The organism is Hwangdonia sp. (assembly GCF_048381975.1).
In the GTDB taxonomy this organism is placed as follows: Bacteria; Bacteroidota; Bacteroidia; order Flavobacteriales; family Flavobacteriaceae; genus Hwangdonia; species Hwangdonia seohaensis.
In genome coordinates, this window is the sequence record NZ_JBLWYT010000003.1 from 465735 (window position 1) to 477361 (window position 11627).

Annotated in this window: 11 protein-coding genes; 6 read left to right on the forward strand and 5 right to left on the reverse strand. The window is 33.9% G+C overall.

The window, feature by feature from the left end; translation table 11 throughout:
• Position 1: 1 nt before the first annotated feature.
• The 5 genes from ACN5J7_RS08170 to ACN5J7_RS08190 all read right to left on the reverse strand — a co-directional run bounded on the left by ACN5J7_RS08170 (position 2) and on the right by ACN5J7_RS08190 (position 6448).
• Positions 2-1213 carry a TolC family protein gene (locus ACN5J7_RS08170; protein WP_418603521.1) on the reverse strand — a complete coding sequence of 404 codons (1212 nt, stop codon included), beginning with the start codon at positions 1211-1213 and terminating at the stop codon, positions 2-4.
• Positions 1214-1272: 59 nt separating this feature from the next.
• Positions 1273-1632: a four helix bundle protein gene (locus ACN5J7_RS08175; protein ID WP_311939792.1), complete on the reverse strand. Its 360-nt coding sequence runs from the start codon at positions 1630-1632 to the stop codon at positions 1273-1275.
• A gap of 62 nt (positions 1633-1694) precedes the next feature.
• Positions 1695-5393 (reverse strand): efflux RND transporter permease subunit, encoded by a 3699-nt coding sequence (locus ACN5J7_RS08180; protein ID WP_418603499.1) that lies wholly within the window; start codon positions 5391-5393, stop codon positions 1695-1697.
• A gap of 108 nt (positions 5394-5501) precedes the next feature.
• Positions 5502-5915, reverse strand: coding sequence for an HYC_CC_PP family protein (locus tag ACN5J7_RS08185; RefSeq protein ID WP_418603501.1), 414 nt, complete (start codon positions 5913-5915; stop codon positions 5502-5504).
• A 158-nt stretch (positions 5916-6073) separates the two neighbouring features.
• Positions 6074-6448, reverse strand: coding sequence for a hypothetical protein (locus ACN5J7_RS08190; RefSeq protein ID WP_418603503.1), 375 nt, complete (start codon positions 6446-6448; stop codon positions 6074-6076).
• 92 nt (positions 6449-6540) lie between these two features.
• On the opposite strand from ACN5J7_RS08190, the gene xerA reads away from it, so the two are divergent.
• The 6 genes from xerA to ACN5J7_RS08220 all read left to right on the forward strand — a co-directional run bounded on the left by xerA (position 6541) and on the right by ACN5J7_RS08220 (position 11482).
• A complete protein-coding gene (xerA, locus tag ACN5J7_RS08195) occupies positions 6541-7668 on the forward strand; it encodes a site-specific tyrosine recombinase/integron integrase (RefSeq protein ID WP_418603504.1) in 1128 nt (375 codons plus the stop codon).
• A 71-nt stretch (positions 7669-7739) separates the two neighbouring features.
• Positions 7740-8606: a DUF6624 domain-containing protein gene (locus ACN5J7_RS08200; RefSeq protein WP_179354748.1), complete on the forward strand. Its 867-nt coding sequence runs from the start codon at positions 7740-7742 to the stop codon at positions 8604-8606.
• Positions 8607-8801: 195 nt separating this feature from the next.
• Entirely contained in the window at positions 8802-9293 is a 492-nt protein-coding gene (locus tag ACN5J7_RS08205) for a hypothetical protein (RefSeq protein ID WP_418603505.1), read from the forward strand.
• 162 nt (positions 9294-9455) lie between these two features.
• Entirely contained in the window at positions 9456-10163 is a 708-nt protein-coding gene (locus tag ACN5J7_RS08210) for a hypothetical protein (RefSeq protein ID WP_418603506.1), read from the forward strand.
• A gap of 13 nt (positions 10164-10176) precedes the next feature.
• Entirely contained in the window at positions 10177-10704 is a 528-nt protein-coding gene (locus ACN5J7_RS08215; protein WP_418603507.1) for a hypothetical protein, read from the forward strand.
• A gap of 172 nt (positions 10705-10876) precedes the next feature.
• The gene (locus ACN5J7_RS08220) at positions 10877-11482 is read left to right on the forward strand and encodes a hypothetical protein (protein ID WP_418603508.1); all 606 of its coding nucleotides are present in this window, start codon (positions 10877-10879) and stop codon (positions 11480-11482) included.
• Positions 11483-11627 lie beyond the last annotated feature (145 nt).

Genomic DNA, 11627 nt, shown 5'->3' on the forward strand with positions numbered 1-11627 from the left:
ATTAATTGCTTAAATAATTAATTACTGTCGATTGCACATAATAGTTTTTAACCGACTCTACTTGATTCATTTGGAATTTTAATTGCAATTCCTGAATATCCAAAACATCATTAAAATCAATCGTTCCGGTTTCGTAACTTTTAATTAAAATGGTTTCGGCATCTTTGGCTTGTTTTAGGTTTTTCTCTTGGGCAACAAACTTAATTCGCGACTGATTTCGCTGCGAAATGGCTTTTGACAGTTCCGATTTCAACAAATTCAATCGTTGCTCTTTTTGCGATTGGATTTCCTGTTTACGCAATTCGTTTTGTTTGGTTTGAGAGCTATACTTTTTATTGAAAATAGGTATGGAAACCGACAACATGGGCATCACCATATCTTTATACGAACTGGTAATCATTGGGCTGTTTTCTTGGTTGATATATTCCACGCCAAAACCTATCATCGGGCCACTTTCTTTTTGGTTTAACAATTCGGACCGCTCTACCGATTGATACAATTTATCAAATTTGAGCAACTCTGGGTTTACTTCCAAACTTTCGTAACTGTAAAAATTATCGTCTTCTGGAATTACCATAGCAGAAACCACAGATACCTTAACATCATAATCACGATTCAACAAACCATTCAATGCTGCTTGTATCCCGTTATATTGCTGAACTAATACCTCTTTCTCTTGTTGCAATTCATTTTGTCTGATCTGTAATCGTAAAACATCTACGGCTGATGCTTTACCTACTTCTAACGAAGTGAGGGCAAGCTGTTCGTAAGATTGCAAGAGTGCAATGTTTTTGTCCAAAACGTCTTGTTTGGATTTAATTTCATACAGTTGGTAATAAAGTTGCGACACCGAAAGCACCAATTTTCGTTTCGCTATCGTTATTTCAATGTACTGTGCATCGGCCATCGAAGTCGCATAATTTTCTCGTGCCGTTATGGTGCCAAACCAAGGTAACATTTGCATAACGGAAACTCGAAAACGTTCCATTGGCATATCCATTTCAGGTTTTACAGCCATAACGCCAAAGTTAAATTCGGTATTTGGTAAACTGTTCACTTCGTTTACTTTTTCGGACGCAATTTGATGCTGAAAATCGAACTTTTGAATTTCAGGATTGTTCTCTAAAGCTTCGTTTATCAATGTTTCCAATTCTTGAGCACTCATAGAGTGAAAAGTGAAAAGTGAAAAACTAAAAATCAAAACAGTTTTCATACGAAATATAATGTCTAGAAAACTAAAATCAACTGCTTTTAATGTGTATATAAACTGTTTCATTTTTGAATATTTGATTTTGTTGTTTTAATAGAGCTTACTAACATGGCAACTAATTCCTTATTTAAAACAAAATGTAATTGATGCTCTTCTTCATTTATATAGCCAGTATCTTTCAACAAATCCAACCAATACAATGTTTCATTAGCTTCTTTAAGTGCAATACTCATTTTGTTTACAAAATCCTTCTTGCTTTGAGCAAATTCAGCCTCTCTAATTAATGCGCCAACTGCGGTTCCACTTCTCAAAAACTGCTTACTTAATACAAATTCTCTTTTTTCAGAAACTAAAATCTGAGACAGTTTTACGACCATAATTGCAAAGGCATAACTTTTATCTTTTAAAATACTTTTACTCATAACTTTAAACTTTTAGTTTTTTACTCTTCACTTTTAACTGTTCATTCTTCACTTTTCACTTCTCACTTCTCACTTTTAACTTTTAACTCCGCTCTCCAGCTATATAAAACCGGGACTACAAACAAGGTAATTAACGCGATAAGCATGCCTCCAAAACTTGGGATTGCCATAGGAATCATAATGTCGCTTCCGCGTCCTGTAGATGTTAAAATGGGCAATAAAGCTAAAATGGTGGTTGCCGTTGTCATCAAACACGGTCTGATTCGTTTTTCTCCAGCTTCCACAATGGATGCTCTAATTTCCTTCTTGTTTTCGGGTGTATTTCTACGGAAGGTTTGCGTTAAATAGGTTGCCATAACCACACCATCATCGGTTGCGATTCCGAAGAGTGCAATAAACCCAACCCAAACGGCCACACTTAAATTAATAGGATGCATTTGAAAGAGGTCTCGCATATTTTCGCCAAAGAAATTGAAGTTTAAAAACCAACCTTGACCGTAAAGCCAAATCATTAAAAACCCACCCGCAAAAGCCACGGCAATTCCCGTAAACACCATTAAAGACGTGGTTACGGAACGGAATTGGAAGTAAAGAATCAAAAAGATAATGGCCAATGCCAATGGCACAACTACTGATAAGGTTTTTTCGGCCCTTATTTGATTTTCATAAGTTCCTGTAAATTGGTAATTAATGCCTTTTGGCACGATGAGTTCTCCGGAATCTATTTTACTTTGTATCAAAGCTTGTGCGTTTTCAACCACGGTTACTTCTGCAAAATCATCCAATTTATCAAAAAGCACATAACCCACTAAAAAGGTGTCTTCACTTTTAATCACCTGTGGCCCTTGTTCATAACGAATGCTTACCAATTCGCTTAACGGCACCGGACTGCCTTTTTCAACAGGAATATAAATTTGTTCTAAATCGGAAGGATCTCCTCGTAACTCCCTTGGATATCGCACACGAACGCCATAACGCTCCCTACCTTCAACGGTTTGCGTGAGCACCATACCACCAATGGCTACCTTTAGTACATTTTGAACCTCTTCAATCGTGATGCCATATCTGGCAATTTTCTCTCTATCGATATCAATTAACAGATACGGTTTCCCTACAATTCGGTCTGCAAAAACAGCTTCTTGTTTAACCCCTTCGGCATGCTTTAGTATATCTTCCAATTGGACTCCAAAGGCTTCAATTTGCTTTAAATCTTGGCCTTTTACTTTGATTCCCATAGGAGCACGCATGCCTGTTTGAAGCATCACCAGTCGCGTTTCAATAGGTTGTAGTTTTGGTGCCGAGGTTACTCCTGGTAATTTGGTGACTCTTACAATTTCGTCCCAAATATCATCAGGTGATTTGATTTCCGGTCGCCAGTTGCGGTAGAATTCTCCGTCGTTATCTTCTATTAGTTGTTCTTTGACATTAACAGATTGCCACGCTTCACTTTGTTCCGCTCGCAATGACATTCCGTTTTTTAATACATATTCACCATCATCATTTACTTTATAGCGTTGACGTTCTCCCTTTTCATTCAGCATATATTCTGGTTTATACTGAATAATATTCTCGTACATTGAGAGAGGCGCAGGGTCTAAAGCCGATTCGGTTCTACCTGCTTTACCCACAACAGTTTCAATTTCAGGAATACTGGCAACTGCCATATCCAATTGTTGTAAAACGCGTTTATTTTCTTCAACTCCAGAATGTGGCATCGAGGTCGGCATCAACAAAAACGAACCTTCATTTAACGATGGCATAAACTCTTTTCCTGTGTTTTTCATGATGAAAAAACCGGCAATCACAATGGCTGTTGGCACAGACAGAAACAACAACTTGTTATTTAAACACCATCTTAGAATTCGCGTATAAAACTTTATGAATAAGGCAAATACACCTAACAATCCGAAGCAAATGACCCCAACAAAAATGAGGTTCCAGAAAATACTTTTATCAACACCCAATGGTCGCCAATATTCCGCTAAAAGAAATACAATGGCGGTTGCAGAAATTATGATATTTATAAGATTTGCTCGTTTTGCGTTAACTATCTCTTGATTTTTTAAAACGCCGGTAACACCAAAAGCTATTAGAATAATGCCTAACCAATAGCCATAAAAAAGGCCTATTAGTCCTGCTAAAATCAAAGCAGCATTTAAAATATAACTGAAACTCTTTTTAATGCTTTTTCTTCGGAATAAAAACGCAGCAAAAGGTGGAATTAAAAATAAGGCCACCAAAATGGAAGCGGTTAACGCAAAGGTTTTGGTAAAGGCCAATGGCCGGAATAATTTGCCTTCGGCACCAATCATGGTAAACACAGGGATGAAACTGATAATGGTGGTCATTACTGCGGTTACGATAGCTCCAGATACTTCAGCGGTAGCGTTGTACACCACTGTATTTATAGATTCTTTTCCATCGTCCTCATCCAAATGCCTGATGATGTTTTCAGAAAGTATGACCCCAACATCCACCATGGTTCCAATAGCAATCGCAATTCCAGAAAGCGCCACGATATTAGCATCGACATTAAAGAGTTTCATGGCGATAAATACCATTAATACGGCGACGGGTAATAGGCCGGAAATTAAAATGGATGCCCGAAGATTGAATACCATAATGATAATCACCAAAATGGTAATTAAAACCTCTAAAGTTAAGGCTTCATTTAAGGTGCCTAAGGTTTCTTGAATGAGTTCGGAACGATCATAAAAAGGTACTACGGTTAGTTGTGATGTTCTTCCGTCCTTTAGTATTTTAGACGGCAATCCGGTACTTAATTCACTGATTTTTTCTTTAACGTTGTTAATCACTTCCATTGGATTGGCACCATAACGCGCCACAACTACACCTCCTACAACTTCTGCACCTTCTTTATCCAATATACCTCTTCGAGCAGCAGGCCCTAAAGCTACTTTAGCAATATCCTTAATTTTGATTGCCGTGAAATCTTCTGAGGTCACTACGGCATTTTCAATGTCTGAAATGGATTTCACATAGCCCAAACCGCGTACTAAATATTCCGCTTTATTGATTTCCAAGGTTTGTGCACCAATGTCCTTATTACTTTCCTTTACAGCTTTTACAACTTGGTTCAATCCAATATTGTATTGGCGCATGAGTTCTGGGTTCACATCAATTTGATATTCCTGAACATAGCCCCCAATAGAAGCGACCTCGGAAACCCCACTTGCCGAAGACAAAGCATATTTTACATAGTAGTCTTGAACACTTCGCAACTCATGCAAATCCCAGCCACCAGTTACGTTTCCGTTTTCATCGCGCCCCTCTAAGGTGTACCAATAAATTTGCCCCAAACCCGTTGCGTCTGGCCCCAAAGCAGGATTGACACCATCGGGTAACAATCCACTTGGTAATGAGTTGAGTTTTTCAAGAATCCGACTTCGACTCCAATAGAACTCAATATCTTCTTCAAAAATGATATAGATGCTCGAAAACCCAAACATAGACGAACTTCTGATGGTTTTCACCCCAGGAATTCCCAGCAATGTTGTGGTTAAGGGATAGGTAATTTGGTCTTCAATATCTTGAGGTGAAATCCCGTCCCATCTGGTAAAAACTATTTGCTGATTTTCTCCAATATCCGGAATGGCATCTACCGCAACTGGGTTGCTAGGCAAAAAGCCAGTGTCCCAATTAAAAGGGGCATTTACCGTTCCCCAACCTATAAAAAGGGCGAGTAACAAAACGGCTACGAGTTTATTCTCGATAAGAAATTTGATCGCTTTATTAAGCATAAAAATTGATAATTAAACAGTTAGACATTGGTGTTAAGAAAACACCGAATACAACAAATTATCCGTATAACATTACAGCCATAGGATAACACGGTTTTCTGTTTAAAATCAAATTAAATAGGTCTCGTCAATCTTGAAGATTTGTTTAGTGACGAGTGGTGGCTTGTACTGTTCAAACGAAGATGATTTTTTATTTACATCTTCAAAAAGGTTAACATAAGCGTAAACAAATGAAGCTATAAATACTTGCTGTTCGAAAGAAATTTTATCAACGTGAAGTTGTAATTCATCCTGACCTTCAACTACGGTTTGTTCGTTTTTACAGCAATCCTTTTTAGTAATAGCACATCCTTCGGTAGAAGGTTTTTCCATTTCCATGCCGCATCCTTTTACTTTATGGAATATAGCAGTTTCCACCAAAGTATCGCCACAATAATGCATATTAAGGGTAAAGGACATTGTAGAGAACAACACTACAAAGGCCATTGCAAAAGACGCTATTTTATGGAATACTTTATTCATACCGGTTACAAAAATACAAAATTTTTAAAAAAGGCAGTATACAATTAACACGAGTTTAAGTATCTCAATAGGTTTACAAGCGATTTTGATGAGTCATTACAAATAAATAAATGCAAATCCTGGTATGTTACTATTACTCGGTAGTTAGCTAAAAACATTTAATCCATATAATCCTGCCATTGGATTAAAATATATTTTTCGATGTTATTTTCTTTTTTTCTTAAAAAACCATATTCATAAACAAAAAGATAAACATCGCCTTTGTGGTTTTTCCAATAGTGGGTAAAAAATTTAGAATTAAAACCTTGGTCTTGCAAAACTTGGGCGCGAACTGTTGCTTTTCCTGCTTTATTGAAAGATTTTAAAATACGCCTATTGCGTTTTAGCTGATTGTCTACCTTGTTGTAAAAACGCGGTGCTTCTGCTAAAGCACGTCTGTAATGGTAAGTGCTTTTACAGTGCACATCACAGAACTTTTTGTCAGACCTCCCTTTAATTTCCTTACCACAAAATAGGCATTTTAATATTTCCATGTACGAATTAGTCGAATATTAGACGTATAGTATTCGTGTAATATACTAATATTTAATTTATTATAAATATACTTGTACAAACATGCCTCATTATGCTAAACAAACATATCACATTAAAGCATCTTTATATAAAAGAGAAACAATGTATAGGTTTACAATTCAATTCCGATAAAGTTTTACAGGCTTTAATTAAAGAGCTACCCAACCCTAAATGGAGCAAAGAGTTCAATATGGCCTATATTATAAATACCAAATCCAACCTTAATTTAATTTTTGAAAAGTTTAGAGGTGTAGCTTGGGTTAACTGTAATTATTTTTTTCAAGACAGAAAGCTAAACAATAACAACGATACCATTGATGTAACTTGGTTTAGAAACAGAGCCAAAAAAGAAAAGTTCAGACCATGCCCCGAAGAATTTCTACAAAAATTAGAATTAAAAAAATACTCAAACAGTACAGTAAAAAACTATGTTCATAGTTTTGAAGGGTTTATCAATTATTATAAAGACAGGGAACTATTTAGCCTAAATGAAAATGATATTAGGCATTATCTTCAAAAGCTCATAAAAGAAAAAAAATCTAATTCTTATATTAACATGGCCATTAATGCCATTAAGTTTTATTACGAAATGGTTTTGGGAATGCCCAATAGATTCTATGCCATTGAAAGGCCCAGAAAAGAGGCTAAACTGCCCAAGGTGTTATCAAAAGAAGAAATAGTTTCCATAATAAATCATACAAACAATATAAAACACAAATGTATTGTAAGCCTGTTATATTCTTCCGGTTTACGCAGAAATGAATTGCTCAACTTAAAACTGAATGATGTTGACAGTAAAAGAATGGTTATAAGGGTAGAACAAGCAAAAGGCAACAAAGATCGGTATACCGTTCTTAACAAAAGTGTTTTGGTTGATTTGAGAACGTATTTTAAACTTTACAAGCCAAAGACCTATTTGTTTGAAAATCCCATTTCAAAAAACAGGTATAGTAGCTCTAGTGTATTGCAAATCGTTGTAAAGGCAGCTAAAAACGCTGGAATTAAAGAACGGGTTACCCCACATATGCTGCGGCATAGTTTTGCGACACATTTACTGGAAAACGGAACCGATATTCGATACATTCAACTATTATTAGGACATAACTCTACAAAAACTACAGAAATTTACACGCATGTTGCTACAAATTCCTTTACAGAAATCAAAGATTTATTATCTTAGTGCACACATAATAGATATATAGTTAATATTAACTATATATATTTGTTCTACGCAATTTAAAAACCAACTTAATGAATTACAAAATCTATTTTCATCTCTTACTTGCAATGTTAATTTCATCTTGCAATACCGATAAAAAATATGTTCCAGATGATTTAAGGAAATTAACTGAAAGTGACCAAATAGAGATTGCCGAAAAAAGAAAAACCTACAATTATGATAACGTTATTTTTAAAAATGAAAAAGGAGAAACTATTTCTGCTGACTCAATGGCAAAAATTTCATCAGATATAAAATATGCATACGACACGTATTTTAATGATAAAAACCAACCAGAAATCGTTGTTATTAGAGAGGCAAATCAAAAAGATAAAGATTTACGAAAACAAATAATTGAGATTTATAAAAAAGAAATAGTTGAGCCAATAAAACTAATAAATATTGATTGTAGCGAAATTCAGAATATATTGACCAATGTTCATTCTTTAGACCAAGATATGCGGAAAAATGGCAAAGGAATAGACCCAAAAATAGACCGTGACAATTTAGTTAAGGTAGTCAGCATAATTGAAAAATGTGGAATGCCTAGTTTGGAAAATGTTTCGACCGAACAAATGTCTACTATTTGGTTAGTATTTCAACACGCAGATAATTTTCATCGCAAAAAATATTTACCACAGTTAAAAGAATCCGCTGAAAATGGAAATATAAGAAAAAGCCAAATCGCTTTAATGGAAGACCGGATTTTAATGATGGATGGAAAACCTCAAATTTACGGCTCTCAGATTTCTAAAAATCAAGATACTGGAGAATGGATGATTTACGATTTAAAAGAACCTGAAAATGTAGATAAAAGGCGAACAGAAGTTGGACTTGGACCATTATCTGAGTATGTAAAGAACTGGAACATTGAATTTAATGTAGAACAATCTGAATAAAAAACTGCGTAGAACACCGTGTATAATTAATTGCTTGTTTTAAGCCTACTTACGAACATTCCTGCGGAATATTCTATCTGTGATTTATTTGCTAAATTAGTTGCTTAACCACGCAACTAACCATACACAAACACGTTGTAGTGCATTTGGACGCAACCAATTGCATATTAAAGCATCTGAATAGAAAGCTAAATTATGAAAAAATTACTCACTCTTCTTTTTATTGGAATTTTACTTCTAAGTTGTTCTAGTGACGATGACAACGGAATTGACTGTTCACTTTTTGACCCAGCATTTCCTGAATTGTATATTAGATTAGTTGATGAAAATGGTGCCAACTTAATTGAAAATGGAACAATAGACCCTGAAAATATAACTGTTGAGGGCGACTTTTCAAATCCAGGATTTAGATATATTCCGCCCAGTGAATTTGGAGAACCTAATGCGGAAATAAGAAAGTATGACAATACTCTTTTTCTATTTATTGCCAATGAGTCAAATTTTGAGTATACAATTAATTTGGACGACACGACATCTATAATTTTGAACTTTGAAGCTAGATTCGCTGAACTTCCTTGTGGAGTGTCCTACTATATAACGACTAAACTGACTTACAATAACCAAAACATAGAATCGGAAAATACGGAAAATGATGAGCTAACATTCTTAGCAGAAATTGAATTATAAAAACGCACTACAACAATGTATAACCGCAATTACGGCGGATTCGACTACGTCCGAATCCATCCGGAATTGCTAACGTCTGTGCCAAACCGAAAATCATTAACTTTAATCCCGTAACTGACGGTTATACGAGACCGTTGTGCTTCATTTAAAATCCTGCTAAAAATGAAAATTAATTACATATTTATAATTCTTTTTTTGTCAACAATCTTATTGAGTTGTGAAAACAAAAAAGAAAAAGAACAGAAACTAAAAAGAGAAAAAGAAATTGCGATTAAAAAACAAATTTCTAAAACTAAAGACTCTTTAAAATACGAAGAAGCCCTAACTTCTTATGAAAAAAAGGAATGGAATAAAGCGATTGAACAGTTTAGCGAAATTGAAGTTTCATACTTTTATGGAAAAAAATCAAAAGATTATATTAAGGAAATAGAAAATAGACCTTGGAAAAACAAATTTGGTGGCGGATTAACAACTTCTCTAAAAGGCGAATTTAGTAATTCAGCTACAAAAGATTCTCCTCTTTGGGTTGAAATGACAATTTACAATCATAATCAAATTTGGTTAGACCTTTATGAGTATTCATCGTCAAAACCTTCTGATAAAACTTCCGAAAAACCATCTTATAATTTTTCACTTTACGTAGACGGAGAATATTTATGTAGAAATGTAAGACCTAAAAACTATTACGGAATAGACGAAGCTTCACACTCTGAAGGAATTGTAATATCTGGAAAATTAGCAAAAAGAATGATTGAAAGAATAAAAAAAGCTAAAAACTCTTGTTATATTAGTATAAATATGGGTAGTAGTTCTACTTATAATTTTTCGGTTGACACAAAGACTTTTGAGGATGAATTTAATTCATTGTAAAAACTAAAAATTGATGAATTTATATTACATAATTGGATTTTTTGCATTAGTAATCGTTTTAAGATTTATCACTAATTTTTATAAATATATCCGAATTAAAAAATTGTATGACAAATATGTAGAATACATTAATACTGACAATTCTAAATTTATTCAGAATAAAGAAGAAATTAAATCATTATTCAAAGATGCTGGTCTAAAAGATTCATCAGTAATTCATCAAGAATTTTTAGGGTTTGGAAAATTTTCAAATATGCGAGTTTCTGTTTTTGATAATTTAACAAATCGAAGAGAGGATATTGTTGGCAATGTACAGAACAGATTTAATGAAGCAATTGGTGTTTACAGAAAACGATTTAGAGAATCTTTCAATCCTGTTTTTTGGATTGACTTCATCGTAAAATTTCCACAACATATAATGGAATTCTTTGGAGTTTTACCCGAAAAAATTGCTGTGAAAATATTTCTTGTTATTTATTGGTTAGTAGCAATAATTTTTGGACTTAAAAAATTTGAACTATTAGAATATTTGATAAAATAAAAAAAAACGAAAGCACAACACCGTATAAAATTAATTGCTAGTGCAAGCCTACTTACGAAAGTCCTCGCGGACTTTCTATCTGTTATTTATTTGCTAACTTTAGTGCTTAAAACAGCAACTAATCTTATACAAACACGTTGTGGTTAATTTGACAAATCATTGCCCTGAAAAAATGAAAAGAAAAATTTTACTAATAATTTTAATTGTTCTTAATGCTCAATTAATTAATGCTCAAGAAAACAAAAAAAACACATATTATTTATCAAGCGAATTAAACTTGGGAAACTATTTTGGAGTTGATTACAATTTAAATTATGTTTTTAAAAACAATTATTCTTTAAAACTTGGTTTTTCAGGAAACGTTAGAAAACCTAAATCTGAACCCGAAGATTTTAGTGGAGGGTTAAATGGACTATTTAGTGTTGGAATTAAAAACCCTTATGACCACCTATTGAATTATAGAATCGATTTTGGAAAAATTTATAATTTTAACCCAGAAGGAACCATAAGATTGAATTTTTCATTTGGAATTGGCTACACGATTATAAAAGAACCTGACAATTGGCAATTTGTTGAGAGTGATACTGTGATAAATCTTGCTGAAAATTATACTTATTCTTACAAGAGTTATAATACATTGAGTTTTACAATAAACCCAAAAATAGAATTTCCAATTACGAAATTTTTCGGATTATCAGTTTCCCCAATGTTACAAATGAATAAAGACAGAACATATTTTGGCATAGGACTTGGGACAATGCTTGGAAAACTAAAATAAAAACTAACCACAACACCGTATATAATTTATTGCTAGTTCTAGCCTACTTACGAAAATCCTCGCGGATTTTCTATTCGGTTTTTATTTGTTAACTTAGTTGCTTAACCACGCAACAAACCATATACAAACACGTTGTACACAAGCT